The organism is Thermodesulfovibrio sp. TK500a (assembly GCF_055381765.1).
Map to the genome: position 1 here is coordinate 1,567,201 of NZ_AP041606.1, position 20,034 is coordinate 1,587,234.

Here is a 20,034-nt window from a genome sequence, read left to right on the forward strand (position 1 = left end):
TCCAATAAAAATGGCATATAGCTTGATTTACTATATGGCATGATAATGAATGTGAACATAAATTTGAATGCAGTAGATTTAACAAAAATGCAGGTTCAGGCAGGAGAGGGGGAAAAGCTTTTCGACATAGTTCTAAATGAACTTTTAAATCTGCTTACCGAAAATAAGGAATTAGGCTCAGATAGTAATTTAATGGTTTTGCCGTATGGAATTTTTCCATTTATGCCTCTGTTGGCAGAACAGCAAAATTTAACCCCATTAATAGCAGGAAATATCGATAGCAAAGAAAATCTTAAGTCTGTTCTTTTAGAGCTTATTCAGTCTGAAGCTTCAGCTACAGATGTTCAAAGCCTTCTTCAAAAGTTGAAAAGCCAGAATTTACAGTATAACCTTACAGAGAGTAAAAGCTATTCAGAGATTATTAACTCTATTAAATCTTCCCATAGAGATGTAGACACGTTAGATATTCATAAACTCATTGAAAAGTTGACAGCACACGGTGAAGACAAAGGTCTCACACAAAGTTTACTTACCGAATCAGGTAAGACAGTGCCTAAAGAAGAGAACTTTAAAGGATTGTTTAGTATTCTGAAAGACGCTGAAATGATTAATTTAAGAGAGAAAGCAGAAGAGAAAAGCTTAAAAGCTGAATTTGCAACAACTTTAGGCAGCTCAGAAATCTCTAAAAATGGCAATTCTGACCAGAAAATTCAACTTCCAATTACAAGACTACAGGATATTTCAAACATAATGTTTAAAGCTCTCTCGGCCTCACAAAAAACGCTCACCATCCAGCTTGAACCACCGGAGATGGGCAGGATACTCATAAAGCTTTTTTTGGAAAATGGTGCTGTGAGGGCAGATATGAAAGTAGACTATCCCCATGTTAAAGAAATGCTTACAGGGTTAATACCAGAAATAAGAAGCAATTTACAGTCATCGGGCGTAAAGGTTTCAGATTTTCTTCTTGACCTCTCAAGAGAACAAAGAGGTTATGGTGACTCTTACAATGGACAGGGTCAAAGAAGGTATAGAGGAAATCAAAAATTTTTCGAATACATTGCATAGGAGGCAAAAATGTCAGAAATTACAAGCATATTTGATAATCCCCTTTACATGGTGCAGGACAAAAAAACTTCAACGGGTAACAACAAAATAGACAAGGATGCATTTCTCAAGTTGCTTACTGCCCAGCTTAAGTATCAGGACCCTCTAAATCCTCTTAAAGACACGGAATTTATGGGACAGTTGACTGCCATGACTACCCTTGAACAGCTGATAAATATGAACAAAACTCTTGAGGAGCTTTCCAACTATCAGATATATTCAAATGCCCTCATGGTAGGCTCGACAGTCATTGATAAGACCATAATTACAACAGACGGAAAAGAGTATGTAGCAAAAGGAATAGCCATTGAAGACGGAAAGCTGAAAATAAATGTTGGTGATAGCTACATATCAATGAGTCAGATAAAAGAGATAAAGGCAAAGGAGGTGGCATAAATGTTAACGTCACTTTTTACAGGTATAAGCGGTCTTAATGCAAACTCTCTTGCCCTTTCTGTAATCGGTGACAATGTGGCAAATGCTAATACCGTTGGGTTTAAGGCAAGTAGGGCAAACTTTGGAGACATATTGAGCCAGACGCTTGGTGGAGCATCAGCCATGCAGGTTGGAAGAGGAGCGATGATTATTGATATTCAAAAGCTCTTTTCACAGGGAACCCTTGAGACAACCTCAAACCCTTTAGACCTTGCCATAGAGGGCGACGGATTTTTTGTGGTAAGGCAAGAAAACGGACCTACCTATTACACAAGGGCTGGCCAGTTCAGAATAAACAAAGATGGATATCTTGTCGACCCAAATGGCTATCTTCTTCAGGCATACCAGATTGATGCCAATGGCAACCTAACAGGAGGCATAGGCGATGTTTATCTGGCAGGTCTTGCAAGCAGTCCTTCAGCTTCAACCAGCATTACAATGCAGGTAAATTTGGATTCGAGAGATTCTGTTGCCCAGCCATGGACATTTACTCCAGGAGCTACTCTGCCATTATCTGATACTTATAACTACTCCACAGCTATCACAATATACGACAGTCAGGGTAATCCACATTTGGTTTATACGTATTTCAGGAAAACAGCGCAGAATACTTGGGAAGCTCGTGTAGTATATGACAACAGACAGAGCACTCCTACACCAGGTTCAGTAAATTATGTAGAGGCAACAGGAAGTCCGATAACTCTAACGTTCGATGCAAATGGAAATCTTACATCAACTCCCACTGGAAGTTTAACTTTTGATTTTGGGTATTGGACGGGAGGAGGAACTCAACCCGTTACCATAGACTTCTCCAACTCGACCCAGTATGGTTCTCCTAATGCAGTGATTTTTCAGAATCAGAATGGCTATACAGCAGGTAATCTGATAGCTGTAACTGTTGACCAAGATGGAGTTATCGCTGGTGTTTTCACAAATGGTCAGGTAAGAAACGTTGCCCAGGTTGTCCTTGCCAAATTTGTGGCAGCTCACAATCTTACAAAGGTTGGCAAGAACCTCTTCCTTGAGTCTTTCAGCTCAGGCGGTCCTACCTATGGCTCACCGGGAACCGTTGGTGTGGGAAAGGTCTTTGCAAACTCCCTTGAGGCAAGTAATGTAGACCTGGCAGAAGAGTTTATCCGAATGATTGCAGCCCAGAGAGGCTATCAGGCAAATGTGAGGGTAATTACAACTACCGACAACATGCTCAATGAGTTGATGAATATAGTAAGATAGCATTGAAATTACAATAGGATGGAGAAGCTTAGAATCAACTTATTACTAAAGGAGGTTAAATTTTTCCCTGACAAAAGTATTAATGCATTTAGAAAAATCCAATGCCGAAATCCTTTATTTCAACTTGCTGAACTGATGCACCTGTTCCTTGAGTAAAACCAAACTTGACTGAATTCATTGTAGTTGGCAGTTGAAAGCAGTGAGATACTGTTGGAGTAGCAGTATAATTTTGATTCAAGTCTCGACAAGAACTGGCAGGACAGTCAATCCATGCCTTGAAAAGTGCGTAATTTTGGGTATTATTCCCACAGTCGTTACAATTGGAATTGCAACCAGTTATTATTTCAACTCTTGCAGTATGCTCGACTCCATCTTCAAGCCATGTAGCATTTGAACCAGCTACACAACCCTCGCTTTGACATGAAGGATTTGTTCCCATAGTAGTTGATGCTCCATGAGTATTATTCCCTCTTTTTACTACTGCCACATGATTGTTAGATGTGTCGCCTCTTGCTGAATTAGGATATGTGTCAATCTCTAAAGCTATTGAGTCGTATCCGAGTCCACCAAAGCCGATGTATTCTCCTAAAGAACCACAAGCATTGTTAGGCATATCGCTTGTCGCCAAAGCAAAGGTAAATCCATCGGCATACTGAGTTGAAGTTGAGGAAGTGTCGATTGTTAAGAATTTAAATTTAAAGAAAGCCCTCATTGTTTTTCCACTTAGCTGATAGGCAGAGGGATACCAGAAACAACCTGTTGTATTGTTAGTAGACAACCCCATTAACACAGAAGTTCCAACAACATTTACAGCACCTGTTGACTGAAATTGACCTATATTGTTCACAAAGGATACCTGAGAGCCGGGAGGACTGCCGTTTTGATTTGAGGACTGAGGATTTATTGTTAAAACTAAGGTTTTTGAAGCAGTATTGCCATCATTATCACGCACATAAAATTTCAAACTATATGTTCCCTGAGTAGTTGGAGTTCCGGTGATGGATATGCTATCTGCCTGTGCCCAATTTCCCCCATTGAGACAATCAGAGGATGAATTTGAAGGATTTGCATTCAAACCAGAGGGTAAGCTGCCTTCACGACACCATTGATATCTTCCACCAGATGAGAAAGATATGCCTCCTTCTGCATATATAGTTGCATTGTATGAGGAACCTACATAACCATAGGGCAACTCATTATTTAATATTTTCAGCTGTGCTCCTTGGCAGCCTACTTTAATTCTTAATTCATCAAGAGTTACCCACTTAACAATATCATCATAGGGTTCAGGACGATTGAAATCATTAGTGTAGTAATCAATATTTGGAGCGTCATTATAAGGAATTATTATGGTTGTTGCAGTGGTTATCTGTTGTGTACCTGCTGTTTGATTATTGTAATTTTCACCACTGCTTATTATTAGAAAAGCCACGTTTGGAATATCCTGATAGTTGTTTGCATCTTGATAAACCCTTACGGTTATATTTGTTGTTCTTCTATCACAAATCTTATTCTCTGTTCCAGTAGGTTGTTGCACTAAGTTGTTATCAACAATATAATAAAAAGGCTTTCCCCATGAGTCATTTCTATTTCGGATTACATTGACAAATTCATTCGTATTCGGCAATCTCTTATTTCCTGCTGCCCAGCTTATGATTGCCTCAACATTGGCGTTTAAAGTCTCTTTTGTTTCATTTATCTTTGCTCTCTTTGTGAGAGGACCAATTAGGCTTGCACCGAGGCCAATGAGAAGTCCAAGAATTACTAAAACTATAGCTACTTCTACAAGTGTGAGACCTTTGTTGTTGAAAATTCTTTTCACATGTTCATTTTATTAAAAAATTCCTCTTCTGTCAATGCCCATTTCATCTCTGTGCTTTTTCCCCTTGCCTTTTCCTTTCCAGTTAGGTTTTAATTCTTCATCTCTGAGGTTATATTTTTGTCCATTTGTTAGATTATGTATTGACCTGGCTATTATGAACATTTCTCCGTTTCTTGAGAAATATTTAGCTCCTTGGATGATAACTTCATCGCCTACCCTGAGTTCTATTCCTTCTTGCTGTAGGAACCAAAAAGGTGCTGTAATTACAGTAAAATTTCTATCGTTTCTGGTAACTTCAAGTATTACCGGTCCTTTTTTGTTTATTAAAGTGGCTGAAAGCTTTCCTTTCAGAGAGACTTCTGTGTTAGGGTCATAACTTTCTCCCCACTCTTGAGCGTTGATGTTAGGCAGGTGAAAAATTAGGAGCATTAATATTAGAAAAAACCATTTCATTTTGTTTTTCTCTTGATAAAAGGGGGCAGAAGCCCCCTTTATTATTCTACCATCCGCAAATTCTTCTTATATTTAGGCCTCTTTTGCCACCGGGAGCATAAGGTAGTCCCATTTCATGAGCTTTTTTATGCATCTCCACTCTTAGATTTGCTCTTTCCTGTTCTTTCTGTTTTATAGCATTCCAGTCAGGATTGGGTTGTGCCCAGAGTGTTAAGAGTTCTCCGCGAAGTTGAATGTCTTTTTGATACAGTGGCTGAACTTCTTTACAATACTGCTGGGCTTTTGCAGGGTCAACACCTATTGGATATTGTCCAGCTGGTCCCATACCCCTTTGGGCAAATGACAACCCGGCAAAACTTAAAATCACAGCTGCCACAACTAAGATACTTAAAAACCTCTTCATCTTAAAACCTCCTTTAAGTTTTTTTAGGGAAAAACTTCCTTTTGATTTTACCATCTTCTACCAAAATTGCCAATGTAGGGAAGGCCGTGTTCCTGTGCCCTTTTCTGCATTTCAGTTCTTATCTGCGCCATTTCTTGATGTTTCTTCTCAATGGCCTTCCAGTCAGGATTTGGCTGTGCATAAAGCTGCATTAGTTCACCTCTCAGTTGAAGCTGTTTCTGCCTCAGGGACGAAGTGTCATTATAAAATCTCTGTGCTTTCTCAGGGTCAACATAGCTGTATCCATACATCGGGCATCCTCCACCGTATCCTCCAGCTCCGCCTCTCCATGCATAGGCTGAGGCTCCTAATAGCGAGAATGATACCACTGCAATAAGAAAGGTAAGTATAACTCTTTTCATTTGCTTTCACCTCCTTTCGTGTCGTTTTATTTTTTTTACTTTTCAAGATTTGTGCCAAAATAAAATATGTTGAATTTTAAGGATTTTTTGTGTTTAAGTTTTAAATGAAATGCTTTGTTGAATGCAAAATTTGCATTAAACTTTGCAAATTTTGCAAAGTTCATTAGTCATGTTAGCATACTCTTCTATGGTAAGTTCTTCAGCTCTTTTGTTAGGGTCTATTCCTAAAGATAATAGAAAAGATTTAGGATTATCGATAAAGGATTTGAGAGAATTTGAAAGCATTTTTCTTCTATGTGAAAAGGCTGTTTTTATCAGCTTAAAAAAAAGACTCTCATTTAAAACTTCTACTGGAGGTCTCTGTCTTCTGTCCATTTTTATAACTGAAGAATCTACCTTAGGAGGCGGGCTGAAAAAGGTTGAGGGTATATGAAATTTAATATCTGCCTCCATGTGATACTGAAATATCAGGGTCAGCGATGAGTACGCCTTGCTGTGAGGTTTAGCTGTTAACCTTTCGGCCACTTCTTTCTGAATTGTAAGGGTCATTGATTTTAGGTTTGAGGCTTCGATGAGCCTGAATATGAGTGGTTTAGTTATGTAGTAGGGAATATTTGAAACTACCTTGAATTCTTTCTGTTTTTCATAAGGAAACTTTAAGGCATCTTCGTGTATTATTAAAAGATTTTTTCTGTCGGCAAATCTTTCTCTGAGAATATTACACAGAGAGGCGTCTATTTCAAGAGCAACTACTTGTCTTGCTCTTTCTATGAGTAACTCTGTCAGGTCACCTAATCCCGGCCCTATCTCTATTACTTTGTCTTCCCTGTTTATTTCAGCGGCCGATACTATTTTTTCCAGAATTTCTCTATGCCGTAGAAAGTGCTGTCCTAATCTTTTCTTTTTTTTATGCATTTTTTATTTTAAGTCGCTCTACATTTATTTTAAGTGTTCTGTTCTTGTAGAGGACTTCTATTTTGAGGGGCATGTTAATAACTGTTCCGTCCTCAGTTTGAATTTTACTGTAGTTATCATAGGTAATTAATATGTTATTTCCGTCTATGTTTAAAAATTGTCTTAAAGGTTTGAATTCTATCTTATCGATTATAATAGTTCTCTTTGAGTCATGATCTTTCAGAATATAGCTTTCTGAATTCTCCTCAATGGAAAAGTCCCCTTGCCACCAAAGAAACCCTTTTCGAATGCTCGTAGAGAGTTGCTTTATTCTTTCCTTTTCAATGGGAAGAGTTGAGCTGGCTTCGCCATTTTCCTCGTAAATTTCTCCAGCAGGAAATCCCAGATAGTATACTCTTAGTAAAAGTTGATTGTTCGAGATTCTGAGTGAAGCATCTCCCTGGAGAGTATTTTTACCTTCATACTGAATAGATAGCGCTCCCTCAACAGAAGAATAAACTCGCATCTTCATAAGAAAATCCTGTATATTTTCAGCATGAAACTCCTTTATTGAGACAGGCTTCTTTTCAGCGCAGGCGAATAGAAACAGAGTCGTAATGCTAATTAAAAATAATCTCAATAAGTTCATTTATTGACTCCACTGCTGTTATTTCAATGTTAAATTTGTCTTTTAAACCTTCAAAATTGCCCTTTGGTATTATTGCTCCTTTCATACCTATACGAGAGGCCTCCCTTAGTCGTAGCTCTGTTCCAGAGACAGCTCTGATTTCTCCGCTAAGACCAACTTCGCCAAATATGACAACTCGTGGCGGTAAAGGAGTTTCTCTAAAGGAAGAGATAATTGCCGATATTAGCGCTAAATCTGAAGCAGGCTCTGTTATCTTAAGGCCTCCAACCACATTTACGAATATGTCAGCGCCAGCAAGGTTCATTCTGCCTCGCTTCTCTAATACTGCGATGAGTAGATTTACTCTCTGATAGTCCACGCCTATGAAGTTTCTCCGGGGCATGCCGAAATTTGAAGGTGTCACTAATGCCTGTATTTCCGTTAAAATTGCCCTTGTGCCTTCTACTGTTGACGTTATGGCAGCCCCGCTTATAGCAGCATGCTCTGATAGAAATATTTTAGAGGGATTTTCAACCTCCTGAAGTCCCGCTCCTGTCATCTCGAATACTCCAATTTCATTGGAAGGCCCAAATCTGTTTTTAACACTTCTTAATATTCTGTATGCATAGCCTCTGTCTCCCTCAAAATAAAGCACCGTGTCAACGAGATGCTCAAGTATGCGTGGTCCTGCAATAGCTCCTTCTTTTGTTACATGACCAATAAGAAAAACGGGCACTCCGTAAGATTTTGCGAAGGCCATAAGTTTTCCTGCAGACTCACGTATTTGACTTACTGAACCCGGCGCAGATATTGCTTCTTCTGTATAAACTGTCTGAATAGAGTCAATTACAACTAAAGTAGGCTTCTGTTCTTCTGCACATTCTATAATTCTCTCTACGAGAGTTTCGCTTAGGAGAAATAGATTTTCCGATGAGATATTGAGTCTTTCTGCTCGTAATTTTATCTGTGAGAGCGACTCTTCTCCAGAGACATAAAGGACTTTACCATAATTTTTTGCCATGTTATCTGTTGCCTGAAGAAGTAAGGTTGATTTTCCAATTCCGGGGTCTCCACCAATTAAAATCAAAGCTCCCCTTACAACTCCTCCACCAAGCACTCTGTCAAGTTCGCCTATGCCTGTAGAAAGCCTGTCGGAGACTGATAGCTCTACAGAGGCTATTGAAACAGGCTTTGATATTTCAGTAACTTTGCCTTTCTGCAAGTTAATGTCAAGTTTTTCTTCGACAAAGCTATTCCACTCTCCGCAGTCAGGACACTTGCCGAGCCATTTAGGTGACAGATATCCACAGCTCTGACACTGGAACATTCTCTTAAGCTTTGACTTCATGTGTTAATGATAATTGATTTTTGGATATTTTTACAAAGAGATGGCTAAATTTTTTAAAAAATATATTAGCAAAATGCCGGTGGTGGGATTTGAACCCACACGGGATTGCTCCCAGCGGATTTTGAGTCCGCCGCGTCTGCCGTTCCACCACACCGGCAACAAACAAAAATAGCATAAAAAATTAAAAAAAATCAAACGCTTGGAAAGGCAATAAAATATATCTTGACAAATTTTTCCAAAAATGCTATAAAGGGTTAAACCACACTAAAAATCCATTCAAAGGAGGGCTTAAGATGGCAAAAGTAGGGGTTTATCTGTGCCACTGTGGAGAGAACATCAAAGGCGCCATTGACATTGAAGAGCTGAAAAAGTATGTAGAAACTCTTCCCGATGTAGCCGTTGTAAGAAATTATGTTTTTATGTGTTCTGACCCTGGTCAGGACATAATTAAACAGGATATTAAAAGTGGAGCAGTAGACCGTGTTGTAGTTGCTGCCTGTACGCCAAGGACACACGGTCCGATATTTAAAAAGGCTATTGAAGACGCAGGATTAAATGGATATCTCTTTGAAATGGCAAACATCAGAGACCAAGACAGCTGGCCTCACTGGCATAACAAAGAAGGAGCGTTAGAGAAAGCCAAAAGACTTATCAGAAGTGCTGTAGCTAAGGTAAGGCTTAATGAGCCTCTTGAGGACCGCTATGAGGAAATGGAAAAGTCTGTCCTCGTAGTTGGTGGTGGAATTGCAGGAATGTTTGCCGCTCTTGACTTGGCCAATATGGGGTTAAAAGTCTATCTTGTTGAGAGACAGCCCTCTATTGGCGGTAATATGTCAAAGATTGATAAAACATTCCCAACGATGGACTGCTCTGCTTGAATACTCACACCAAAGACGGGCGAGGTCGCCCAGCACCCAAATATAGAGCTTATTACCTATGCTGAAGTAGATGATGTCAAAGGTTATGTAGGTAATTTTGACATTCGCATCAAAAAGAAAGCTAAATACATTGATTGGGACAAATGCATAGGCTGTGGTGTTTGCACAGAAATATGCCCATCAAGAGTTCCCAATGAGTATAATTTCGGTCTAAATCAGAGAAGAGCAGCTTATATTGAGTATCCTCAGGCAGTTCCTAAGAAAGCCGTAATAGATAGACCTAATTGTCTGTATTTCAAGTCAATGGACAAAACAGGTAAACCAGCTTGCCAGATATGTGAAAAAGGAATTCCTCCAAAGGGAATTCAGGGATGTCCTGCAGATGCTATTAAATTTGATGATAAAGACGAATATATCAACCTGAAAGTGGGCGCTGTCATAATTGCTACAGGCTTCAAGCCCATGTCTAAACATTACTTCAAAGAATACTCACCTCACAGCCCAGATGTTATAACCTCAATGGAGTTTGAGAGAATTCTCTCTGCCACAGGACCAACTGGTGGTGAACTGAAGAGACCATCTGATGGCACAAAGCCTAAGACAATTGCGATGGTATCCTGTGTTGGAAGCCGTGATGAAAGATATCATCCTTATTGCTCAAAAGTTTGCTGCATGTACATGCTTAAACATGCCAGAATTCTTAAAGAAAAATATCCAGACATTAAGCTTTATCTGTTCTTTATAGATGTAAGAACAGCAGGGAAGGATTTTGAAGAGTTCTATGTTTATACAAGAGAGTTAGGAGTTAAAGTAATTAAAGGCGGTAGGGTATCATCAGTCGATGTTAAGCCCAACGGAAAATTAAGAGTAAGAGCTTTTGATTCAGACCTTTGTGCTCCTGTAGAACTTGATGCAGATATGGTTGTTCTGGCAACAGCGATTGAGCCACCCGATGGAGTAGAAGAGTTAGGGAGCATGTTTACTGCAACCTGCGGAAGAGAGGGCTTTTTAAGGGAAGTTCACACAAAGCTATATCCTGTTGAGACACAGGCAAGAGGAGTATTTATTGCTGGCTGTGTTCAGGGACCAAAGGATATTCCTGAATCAATTGCTCAAGCCCGTGCAGCAGCCTCAGCAACAGCAGCTTTGGTAATTCCTGGAAAGATTAAGTTCGAAGCAATTATATCAGAAGTTGACAGAGATAAATGCAGCAGCTGTGGAGTCTGCGTTCCACTTTGTCCATATACGGCTATTCGAATTGTTGAATACAAAGGCAAAGAAAAGGCATATATTGAACCAGCACTCTGTGCAGGTTGCGGAGTTTGTGCCAGTGCCTGTCCATCCAAAGCCATAAAATTCAACGGATTTACTACTGAACAAATAATGGCACAGATTGATGCCCTCACAGAGGCATAAAAAATAAAAGGAGGGAGAAATGGAAGAGGGTGGCGTAAATGTAATTGATCTCACCCAAGCAGATGAAAGTTTTGTAAAAGAACTGGAAGCATTAGGAGCTGACGAACTCAGAGAGTGTATACAATGTGGTAAATGTGGTGCAACATGTCCAATGGCTTTAGCAGGTTTAGAGTTTTTCATTAAAAGAATAGTGCATGCTGCTAATCTTGGCTTGAGAGATATCCTTCTTGAAGACTCTTCAGTATGGGGCTGCCAGTCCTGCAACCGTTGTGTTGAAATATGCCCAATGGATGTGAAGCCCTATGAACTTATTCAGGCAATTAGAAGAGCTGCTATGAAAGTAGAATCGTGTCCAGCAAACACATATGAAGGTTTGAGAAATTTATACAGATTTGGACACGCCGTATATCCGAAAGGCTATGAAGAGAGAAGAAAAAAAGCAGGGCTACCTGAGAAACCACCAACGGCGATAAGTTATGATGAGTTAAGAAAGAAATACCAGGAAATCCTGAGAAATACTATCCTGGAAGAAATTGCACCATTTCCGCTTGATTAAGGAGGAAGAAATGAAAAAAATAGGATTTTTCCTTGGATGTAACATTCCATTCAATAGACCAGACGTGGAGTATTCGGCAAGATATCTTCTAAATGAGCTTGGTTATGAAATAGTCGAACTTGAGGGTGCTACATGTTGTCCTGCTTTTGGAACAATGCCTTCTCTTGATTTAGTTGGTTGGGCAGCGGCGTCTGCCTGGAATCTAACAATTGCAGAAGAAAAAGGAGTTGACATAGTTACAGGATGCGGTTCCTGTTATGGCTCCCTTAATGAGGCCAGACATCATATGGAAAAACATCCCGAAGTTAAAGAACAAGTAAATAAAATTCTCAGCAAAGTAGGCAAGGAATACAAGGGAACAGTAAAGGTATGGAATTTCATAAACTTTCTATATGAAGATGTAGGGCTTGAGAAATTAAAATCAAAGATAAAACATAATCTCAATGGGTTAAAATGTGCTGTTCAGACAGGTTGTCATAATCTTTGGCCAAGTAAAGCATATCCAACAAACGAAGACAACACATTCTTCCCAACAAGACTTAGGGAAATCTGTGAAGCAATGGGCGGAGTTGCACCTCACTACAGCACCATTACAGACTGCTGTGGTATGGGTGCTTTAAGGTCAACTGCTTCAGAGAAATCCCTTAATCTCTTCAAGAAAAAACTTGATGTAATTAAGGAAGAGATAGACCCAGATATTACAGTTATGGGCTGTAGTTCCTGTTTGCTACAGTTTGACGCTGGCCAAGCCCTTTTGGTTGAACAGAAAAAACTGAATTATAAAATACCTGCCCTTCATATTGTTCAGCTTGCCGCAATAGCTATGGGAGCTGACCCGGAGAAAGCCACTGCTTTAGCATCAATACCTTTGAATGGAGTAATTACTAAGATAAAAGGAGGGAATTAAAATGGCATGGGAGCCAAGATTAGTTGTCATCGCCTGCCACTGGTGTACATATGCAGGGGCAGACCTGGCAGGAAGCTTACGTTATTCCTATCCGCCTACAGTGCATATAGTAAGAGTGCCCTGTAGTGGAAGAGTAGAGCCCGAATTTATAGCAGAAGCCCTCAGAAGAGGTGCAGACGGAGTATTTATTGGTGGATGTCACTTTGGTGACTGTCATTATAAAGAAGGCAATTACAAAGCAATAAGAAGATTCAAGCTTTTAAAAAGAGCTCTTACAGACCTTGGAGTTGACCCTGACAGAGTCCAGCTCGAATGGATTTCTGGAAGCGAAGGTAAAAAATTTGCTGAAGCCATGACAGCCTTTGACGCTAAAATAAGAGAACTTGGACCAAATCCTATGAAAGGAGGGGCAAATGTCTAAACCTAAACTTGCATATTATTTAGCTGGTGGCTGCGGTGGTTGTGATATTGCCGTAGTAGATATATCAGAAATGCTTGTCGATGTTGCCCTGGCAGTAGATATAGTGTTCTGGGCTCCGACAGTGGCTGATGCAAAATACAAAGATTTAGAGGCAATGCCTGATGGCTCCATTGATGTTGGATTAATTTCTGGTAACATAAGAAACTCAGAACATGAACATATTGCCCATGTTATGAGAAGCAAATGTAAGGTTTTAATTGCTTTTGGTATATGTGCAACAAACGGTGGCATAAAAGGCTTAGTTAATCTCCATACAACAGAGCAACTTTTAGATAAAGCCTATGTCAATACCTTTAGCACCGACAATCCTAATAAAGAACTACCACAGACAAGCTGTGTTGTAGATGGCAAATACGAGTTAACTCTCCCATCGCTTATGTATGCAAGACCGCTTGATCAAGTTGTAAAGGTGGACTACTATATCGGTGGATGTCCACCCCATTATGAGCATGTCAAGAAAGCTTTCACAGCATTGCTCTCAGGTCAGCTTCCACCGCCAGGTTCATGGATAACAATGGGCAAAGCTGTCTGCGAAGTTTGTGACAGAAATCCTGTGCTAAAGGGTAAGCCGAAGAAGTTTGCCACAACGGTAAAAAGAACAATTGATGGTGCTCCAAGTGAAGATGGCTGTCTTCTCGAGGAGGGCTATCTTTGCTTAGGTCCAGTAACTCAAGGAGACTGTGGTTCTAAGTGTCCTGCCGCAAATATTCCCTGTAGAGGTTGTGGAGGCCCGATTCCAGGGGTTAAGGATTTCAGTTTAAGAGCAATTAGTGCAATTGCCAGTATGCTCGACAACGAAGAGCTTGTTGACCAGATTCCAGGCCCTGTGCATCTTTTCTACAGATATACATTACCGAGTTCTTTCCCATATAAGAGATTAAAGAGTTAAAAGATGAATTTACCTAAGAATAAAATAAAAAAATTACCCAGAAGGGGGGAAAGGGAATGAAAAAAATCGAAATTAATCCGATGACAAGGCTCGAAGGTCATGGAAAAATAACCATATTCCTTGATGAACAAGGAAATGTGGAAAATGCCTTCATGCAGGTTGTTGAATTCATGGGTTATGAGAAGTTTCTTATAGGAATGCCGATTGAAGAGGTTCCCCGAACTGTAAGCACCATATGTGGTGTCTGAAGGGGCGTGCACTATACAGCCTCAGTGAAGGCTGCTGACGGAGTTTACGGAGTAGAGCCTACTCCAACAGCTAAAAAAATAAGAGAACTTTTCTATAATGCCCATTATGTAGAAGACCATACGGGAATTCTTTATGCTCTTGGTTTTCCAGATTTTGTATGTGGTCCTACTGCTTCGCCTGCAGAGAGAAACCTCGTTGGCTTGGTTCTTAAAGTAGGTGCAGATGTTGGAAAGCTTGTTTTAAAGAAAAGATATTCGGCAGTAAAGATTTTTGAGCTTACCTCTGGAAGACCAAGTCATCCTGTTGCAGCCCTTCCAGGTGGATGGTCAAAGAGAATTACAGAAGAAGAGAGAAAAGAAATTCTTGCCTGTGCCGATGACTGTGTAGAGCTCGCTAAATTAACTTTAGATGTCTTTGATAAGGTTGTTTTACAGAATAAGGAATACATGGCATTGGTAACGGGAGATGTTTATAAGGTTGTGTCGAACTACATCGGAACAGTGGATGAAAACGACAAGGTCACTTATTACGATGGAACACAAAAAATTGTTGATACAAAGGGTAATGAACTGGGAAGGTTTAAGGGTATCCAGTATCTTGACTATATTGCCGAAAGAACCCTTCCCTGGAGCTATCAGAAAGCACCCTATCTGAAAAAGCTTGGATGGACTGGTTTAGTAGACGGTGATGGAACAAGTATTTACAGTGTAGGACCACTTGCAAGATTCAATGTAGCAAGCGGATTTGATACACCTTTGGCACAGGAAGCTTATGAGAAAATGCTTGCAGCTTTTGGAGGAAAGCCCGTTCACAACACATTAGCCTATCACTGGACAAGGGCAATAGAGTTAATGCATGCTGCAGAAACAGTTAAAAAGATTGCTTCCGATGAAAGTATTACAGACCCTAATATCCGTCAGGAACTTGGAACTCCTGTTGGTGAGGGAGTTGGAATCGTGGAAGCTGCAAGAGGTGTTTTGATTCATCATTATAAAACCGATGACAAGGGCATAGTTACCGATGCTAATCTCATTGTCGCTACAACTCACAATAAAGGTCCTATGAATATAGCAGTAAAGAGAGCAGCTCAAAGCTTCATTAAGAACGGAAAGGTTGACGAGGGAATTCTTAATCTCGTTGAAATCGCCTATCGTCCCTATGACTTGTGCTTTGCCTGTTCAACCCACACATTACCAGGAAGAATTCCAGTTAGAATTGACATAATAGACCACAACGGAGACTTAGTAAAAAGCCTCAGAAACTACGAATTATCCTAATTTTCCTTAAAGCGGGGGTATATCCCCCGCTTTCCATTAATCATTCTTCCGAGAGGTGAGATGAAAAGCGTAATTATTGGTATTGGTAATCCTAATTTTAAAGACGATGGAGTTGGATTGAAAATCGTTGAGCATTTTGAGGGAGTTGTTGATACGGTTACTCTCTTAAATATTGGTTTCAATTTAATAGACTCTCTTCTTGGTTACGAAAAAGCATTAATTGTAGACGGAGTTAAAACAGGTGCTGAGCCAGGCAGTATAATTGAGTTTGATGTAAATTTTTGGGGTAACGTGTATGCCAGTGGAACTCATAATTTTTCAATTTTTGAAATAATAAGAATAGGCTACTCAGTTTTTCCAGAGGAAATGCCAAAGGAAATAAAAATAATCGGAGTAGAAGTAGAGGATGTAGAGACATTGAGCAGAGAATGTAGCCCCTCTGTTGAGTCTGCTATACCATTGGCAATTTCAAAGATTAAAAATTATCTTGGCTTACAATGAAAATAGCAATTGGACAAATAGACGTCTTCTGGAAATCTCCACAAGAGAATTTAAAAAAGATAAGAACTTTAGTTCAGAAAGCTGCAGAAACTAAAGCTGATGTTGTTGTATTTCCAGAATGTTGTAATACGGGTTTCTGTATTGAGAGAGAATTAATTGAAGAGGAAGGAGGTATTACAGAGAAGACTCTATCAGATATGGCAAGTTTTTTTAAAATAAACATAATCGCCGGATATTTTTTAAAAATTGAAGGCAAGAATAGAAATGCAGCGAGAGTTTTTTCGGCAGATGGTAAGATAGTTACTAATTACTATAAAATGAAGCTTTTCTCTCTTCTAAATGAAGACCGTTTATTTTTAGCAGGTGAGAGCCCAGTTTTATTCAGGCTCAATGAATTCAATTGCAGTATTTTTATTTGTTTTGATTTACGCTTTCCCGAATTATTCAGAAGGGTTATTCCTGATGTAGAAGCAATATTTGTGATAGCTAACTGGCCTTCATCAAGAGCAGAACACTGGCGTTGTCTTTTAAGGGCAAGAGCCATAGAAAATCAGTGTTATGTAATAGGAGTTAACAGGGTTGGCTTGGATGGAAATGGGATAGAATATAGGGGAGAGTCTTATGTTTATGACCCCTTTGGAGAGATGCTCATAAAAGGGGGAGATAGAGAGTCTATCTTAATATGTGATTTACAGAAAGAAAAGCTTCTTGAGATAAGAGAAAAATATCCTTTTTTAAATGCTATTGAGCGATAGTTGCGAATTTCTACTTAAAATATAAGAAAATCGAGTTTTAAAGCTTTTTTTGCTTCTTCTTCAGAAATTAAGCCTTGTTCTTCGGCTTCGTCAAGTTTCTCAGCCCAGTAACTTATGTCGATAACCTTTACTTTTTTGAAGTAATTTCCAAAATATGCTGGAGCTCTTTCTTTTATTTTTCTTTCGAAATTGTCTACTATTAAACTGTCTACATCTATTGCCTCTTGCATAAATTTATTCTAACAGTAAGTGTTTGATTAGTCAAGAAAATCAGTTTTTTATGAGTTTTGTCTTTCAAGCAATTATGTTCTAAAATAGAAGTAGTGAAGTCAATCGGGTTAAAGTTTCCCCATTATGCAATACTTAAAGCCTCTGCAGGCTCAGGTAAAACTACAGCACTTACGAAGAGATACGTATATTTTTTACTTTCTCCAGAGATTCCCCACAGAGGTTTAAGAAAAATTCTTGCCATAACTTTTTCTAATAACGCCGCCTATGAGATGAAAAACAGGATTCTTAGATGGCTAAAAGATTTGTATTTTAAAGAAACAAAAACTTTAGAAGATTTTTCTGAGTTGATTCCTTTCGATGAAAAACAGATTTCCAACTTAGCAGAGACTATAATTGAAGAGATTATCAACAATTATTCAGATTTTCAAGTAAAGACAATAGACAGCTTCATGACTTCAATTTTTAAAGCATCGGCAGTTGATTTTGATTATAATCCTGATTTTGAAATATTGATGAAAAACGATTTTCTCATGACCTTTGCCTACGACCTTTTTTTGAAAGATATAGATGAAAATACTCGTAAGAAAGAGATTTTGATAGATACATTAGAGACAATTTCTCCTTTAAGGAAAAGTTTTATCTGGAATCCTGCACAGGATATTCTCAATAAAATTAAAGAGCTTTATTCTGTTTTATCGAAAACTAACAAAGAGTTTGACAATGGTCCATCTGCAGGAGAAATAGAAAGAACAAAAGAAGAGTTGATTGAAATTATGAGAAAAATTGTTGCAGAGGTATCTAAGTCTGGGTTTGAGAGAAATTCGAGAAATCAAATTTTTGATTTGTTCGAAGAAATAATAAGAACAGAAAATTTCAAAGAGATTATCTCAAGAGGTATCAGCACATTACCAGTTAAAAAACCAAGAAATAAAAATCTCATTAATCACTTTGAAAGAATTGAGTTTTTATGGAATGAATTTCAGAATATTGTATCAAGATATGCTTATCTTTATGGAGCTACCTTTTATGCGTCCTATCTCGATTTGTTTAAAGATTTCAATGAATATCTGAAGAAAATCAAGAGAAAAGAAGGAAAGATATTCATTGAAGACTTAAATAAAATGCTTTCTGAATATCTGAAAGAATCTATTGTAACAGATATCTATTTTCGTCTTGGAGAGAGAATCCATCATTATCTAATCGATGAGTTTCAGGATACATCACCTCTTCAGTGGGCAAATTTAAAACCTCTTATTGAAAACGCTCTTTCTGAGGGGGGAAGTCTCTTTGTAGTGGGAGATACAAAACAGGCCATCTATAGCTTCCGGGCAGCAGACTATCGAATAATGAGAGAACTCGAGAGAAAACATACATTTCCCTCTTCTGTGAAAGAAGTTGAAGAACTAAAGATTAATTACAGAAGCAAAGGGAAGATTGTTTGTTTTGTAGATGAATTTTTTAAGGAGAAAATAAGAATAAAGGATATTTATATATCCGCTGCTTCACTTACTGGCATTAGCAGTTACGAACAGAAAGTTCCACCAGAAGCAGAAAATGATGGATATGTGGAGATAAAGGCTATTTATGAAGATATGGAAGACATTAATGGGGCAATTAAAGACAGCCTCTATCAGATAATATCTGATGCGCGAACGAGAGGTTTTAACTTCAGAGATATGGCAATCCTTGCTTTTAAAAACGAACAAATTGTAAACTTAAGCGTTCTCTTGAATGAGTTAAATTATCCTTTTGTTTCCTACAGCAGCTTAGATGTCAGAAAAAGAAAAATAACCGCCGAGATTTTTAGTTTGCTTAAGTTTTTAGACAGTCCTTTAGATGACTTTTCTTTCTCTGTTTTTCTCCTTGGAGATTTGTATAAAACCTTTCTCATCAAGCAGGAAAGTTTAGAAGAAGAGAGATTCTACAAGGAAATGGAGAGTTTTATGATAAACAGCAGAGAATCAGAACCTCTTTATAAAAGCTTTCAGAGAGAGTTTAGCAATAGATGGGAAAGGGATTTTAAGGAGTTATTCAAATTAACAGGTTATCTTCCACTGTATGATTTAATTACCGTTGTTTTGAGTAATTTCAGGGTTTTTGAGATAATGCCTGAGGAAGAGGCAACTTTTCTTAAGATTCTTGAAATCGCTAAAGTCTTTGAAAAAAACGGTTCAAGCAGTATAAAGGATTTTATAGAATTTATAAATACTTCAAGTAACGATGAAAGAATATGGGATATTTCTCTTGGCTCAGAAGTAGATGCAATTAATGCAATGACCATTCATAAGGCGAAAGGTTTAGGTTTTCCCTTAGTAATCGTTTTTCTTGAAGACATTAAAGCCTTAGCAGAGGATTACATACTTTACGAAAATGAAAATAACATTCAGATTTTCAAAATAACAAATGATTTAGCCGATAAGTCTGAGTTTTTAAAAACGATAAAAGAGAGCGATAAAATCTCTAAGATGGCAGACTTCTTAAACACCTTATATGTGGCTTTTACAAGGGCCCGCGAAGAGTTATACATAATTTGTAAGGTTAAAAAGGAGACTAACTTCCCCTTCGACATACTCAGAGAATTTTTCGGCCAGAACTTTGGCTTTAAGAAAAATAAAGAGCGTTCTGAAATTTTTCAGATAGGTTCTATTAATACGGAGCATTACAATCTTAAGATTAACTTTCCTGTTAAGCCTCAATTTGTTCATTTTAGTGAAAAACAACGAGGAGAGATTATTCATAAGCTTCTTTCCAAGATAGAATATATAGATATTGAATCTCCCCATGAGACCATCAGTCAAGCAGAGAAGTATCTCAAAAGAATTAATAAAGCTCTTCCATTGCAGGAAATTGAAGAGATAATTTATCGAATTATCAACGACGGAGATATTGTTAAATTTTTTATTCCCCGAGAGCACAGGAGGATTTTTAATGAATTTGACATAGCCGATGAAAGAGGTTTTTTACATCGAATAGACAGGCTTGTTGTAGATAAAGATAAAGTTACCCTTATAGAATATAAAACAGGTAACCCTGCCGAAGAACACATTGAACAGGCAAGACTTTACTTAGAATTGATATCCAGAGTGTTCGAAAATGTTAATTCAGAGGGATTTCTTTACTATCTTGATTCAGGAGATATAAAGTGGATTTCATTCTAAATATTTTAAAAC

20 protein-coding genes and 1 tRNA gene are annotated in these 20,034 nt (G+C 38.4%); 12 read left to right on the plus strand and 9 right to left on the minus strand.

Going from position 1 to position 20,034, the window contains the following annotated elements; genetic code table 11:
• The first annotated feature begins 51 nt into the window (after positions 1–51).
• From ACZ430_RS08265 to ACZ430_RS08275, 3 genes are read left to right on the plus strand one after another with little or no spacing between them, the layout of a single operon-like run.
• Positions 52–1,068, plus strand: a complete 1,017-nt coding sequence (locus ACZ430_RS08265) for a flagellar hook-length control protein FliK (protein ID WP_464910522.1) — start codon at positions 52–54, stop codon at positions 1,066–1,068.
• Between the two features lie 9 nt (positions 1,069–1,077).
• Entirely contained in the window at positions 1,078–1,503 is a 426-nt protein-coding gene (locus tag ACZ430_RS08270) for a flagellar hook assembly protein FlgD (protein ID WP_297210604.1), read from the plus strand.
• Entirely contained in the window at positions 1,504–2,775 is a 1,272-nt protein-coding gene (locus tag ACZ430_RS08275; RefSeq protein WP_297210607.1) for a flagellar hook protein FlgE, read from the plus strand.
• 88 nt (positions 2,776–2,863) lie between these two features.
• Here the strand turns inward: ACZ430_RS08275 and ACZ430_RS08280 are convergent, their stop codons facing one another.
• The 8 genes from ACZ430_RS08280 to ACZ430_RS08315 all read right to left on the minus strand — a co-directional run bounded on the left by ACZ430_RS08280 (position 2,864) and on the right by ACZ430_RS08315 (position 8,881).
• Positions 2,864–4,597 carry a putative Ig domain-containing protein gene (locus ACZ430_RS08280; RefSeq protein WP_297210609.1) on the minus strand — a complete coding sequence of 578 codons (1,734 nt, stop codon included), beginning with the start codon at positions 4,595–4,597 and terminating at the stop codon, positions 2,864–2,866.
• Positions 4,598–4,609: 12 nt separating this feature from the next.
• Positions 4,610–5,050, minus strand: coding sequence for a hypothetical protein (locus ACZ430_RS08285; RefSeq protein WP_297210611.1), 441 nt, complete (start codon positions 5,048–5,050; stop codon positions 4,610–4,612).
• A 46-nt stretch (positions 5,051–5,096) separates the two neighbouring features.
• A complete protein-coding gene (locus ACZ430_RS08290; protein ID WP_297210614.1) occupies positions 5,097–5,453 on the minus strand; it encodes a Spy/CpxP family protein refolding chaperone in 357 nt (118 codons plus the stop codon).
• A gap of 47 nt (positions 5,454–5,500) precedes the next feature.
• The gene (locus ACZ430_RS08295; RefSeq protein WP_297210617.1) at positions 5,501–5,854 is read right to left on the minus strand and encodes a Spy/CpxP family protein refolding chaperone; all 354 of its coding nucleotides are present in this window, start codon (positions 5,852–5,854) and stop codon (positions 5,501–5,503) included.
• 135 nt (positions 5,855–5,989) lie between these two features.
• Positions 5,990–6,769, minus strand: a complete 780-nt coding sequence (gene rsmA, locus ACZ430_RS08300; protein ID WP_297210621.1) for a 16S rRNA (adenine(1518)-N(6)/adenine(1519)-N(6))-dimethyltransferase RsmA — start codon at positions 6,767–6,769, stop codon at positions 5,990–5,992.
• On the minus strand, positions 6,762–7,397 hold the full coding sequence (locus ACZ430_RS08305) for a hypothetical protein (protein ID WP_297210624.1): 636 nt from the start codon (positions 7,395–7,397) through the stop codon (positions 6,762–6,764). Before ACZ430_RS08305 ends, rsmA begins: the two co-directional genes overlap by 8 nt.
• Positions 7,369–8,724 carry a DNA repair protein RadA gene (gene radA, locus ACZ430_RS08310; protein ID WP_297210627.1) on the minus strand — a complete coding sequence of 452 codons (1,356 nt, stop codon included), beginning with the start codon at positions 8,722–8,724 and terminating at the stop codon, positions 7,369–7,371. The genes ACZ430_RS08305 and radA overlap by 29 nt, the downstream gene beginning before the upstream one ends.
• A gap of 74 nt (positions 8,725–8,798) precedes the next feature.
• A tRNA-Leu gene (locus ACZ430_RS08315) sits at positions 8,799–8,881 on the minus strand.
• A gap of 136 nt (positions 8,882–9,017) precedes the next feature.
• Between ACZ430_RS08315 and ACZ430_RS08320 the strand changes: the two genes are divergently transcribed.
• From ACZ430_RS08320 to ACZ430_RS08355, 8 genes are read left to right on the plus strand one after another with little or no spacing between them, the layout of a single operon-like run.
• Positions 9,018–11,018 (plus strand): CoB--CoM heterodisulfide reductase iron-sulfur subunit A family protein, encoded by a 2,001-nt coding sequence (locus ACZ430_RS08320; protein ID WP_297210630.1) that lies wholly within the window; start codon positions 9,018–9,020, stop codon positions 11,016–11,018.
• Between the two features lie 19 nt (positions 11,019–11,037).
• Positions 11,038–11,574, plus strand: coding sequence for a 4Fe-4S dicluster domain-containing protein (locus tag ACZ430_RS08325; protein ID WP_297210633.1), 537 nt, complete (start codon positions 11,038–11,040; stop codon positions 11,572–11,574).
• A 10-nt stretch (positions 11,575–11,584) separates the two neighbouring features.
• Positions 11,585–12,481, plus strand: a complete 897-nt coding sequence (locus ACZ430_RS08330; protein WP_339944493.1) for a CoB--CoM heterodisulfide reductase iron-sulfur subunit B family protein — start codon at positions 11,585–11,587, stop codon at positions 12,479–12,481.
• Entirely contained in the window at positions 12,477–12,902 is a 426-nt protein-coding gene (locus ACZ430_RS08335; protein WP_297210983.1) for a hydrogenase iron-sulfur subunit, read from the plus strand. The genes ACZ430_RS08330 and ACZ430_RS08335 overlap by 5 nt, the downstream gene beginning before the upstream one ends.
• A complete protein-coding gene (locus ACZ430_RS08340; RefSeq protein ID WP_297210639.1) occupies positions 12,895–13,851 on the plus strand; it encodes an NADH-quinone oxidoreductase subunit B family protein in 957 nt (318 codons plus the stop codon). The genes ACZ430_RS08335 and ACZ430_RS08340 overlap by 8 nt, the downstream gene beginning before the upstream one ends.
• A gap of 56 nt (positions 13,852–13,907) precedes the next feature.
• Complete coding sequence (locus ACZ430_RS08345) at positions 13,908–15,377, plus strand: Ni/Fe hydrogenase subunit alpha (protein ID WP_366934796.1); 1,470 nt, start codon at positions 13,908–13,910, stop codon at positions 15,375–15,377.
• A 60-nt stretch (positions 15,378–15,437) separates the two neighbouring features.
• On the plus strand, positions 15,438–15,878 hold the full coding sequence (locus tag ACZ430_RS08350) for a hydrogenase maturation protease (RefSeq protein ID WP_297210651.1): 441 nt from the start codon (positions 15,438–15,440) through the stop codon (positions 15,876–15,878).
• Positions 15,875–16,633 carry a nitrilase-related carbon-nitrogen hydrolase gene (locus ACZ430_RS08355; protein WP_297210654.1) on the plus strand — a complete coding sequence of 253 codons (759 nt, stop codon included), beginning with the start codon at positions 15,875–15,877 and terminating at the stop codon, positions 16,631–16,633. Before ACZ430_RS08350 ends, ACZ430_RS08355 begins: the two co-directional genes overlap by 4 nt.
• Positions 16,634–16,647: 14 nt before the next feature.
• Here the strand turns inward: ACZ430_RS08355 and ACZ430_RS08360 are convergent, their stop codons facing one another.
• The gene (locus tag ACZ430_RS08360) at positions 16,648–16,863 is read right to left on the minus strand and encodes a hypothetical protein (protein WP_297210657.1); all 216 of its coding nucleotides are present in this window, start codon (positions 16,861–16,863) and stop codon (positions 16,648–16,650) included.
• 93 nt (positions 16,864–16,956) lie between these two features.
• Between ACZ430_RS08360 and ACZ430_RS08365 the strand changes: the two genes are divergently transcribed.
• Positions 16,957–20,022 (plus strand): UvrD-helicase domain-containing protein, encoded by a 3,066-nt coding sequence (locus ACZ430_RS08365; RefSeq protein WP_297210659.1) that lies wholly within the window; start codon positions 16,957–16,959, stop codon positions 20,020–20,022.
• Positions 20,023–20,034 lie beyond the last annotated feature (12 nt).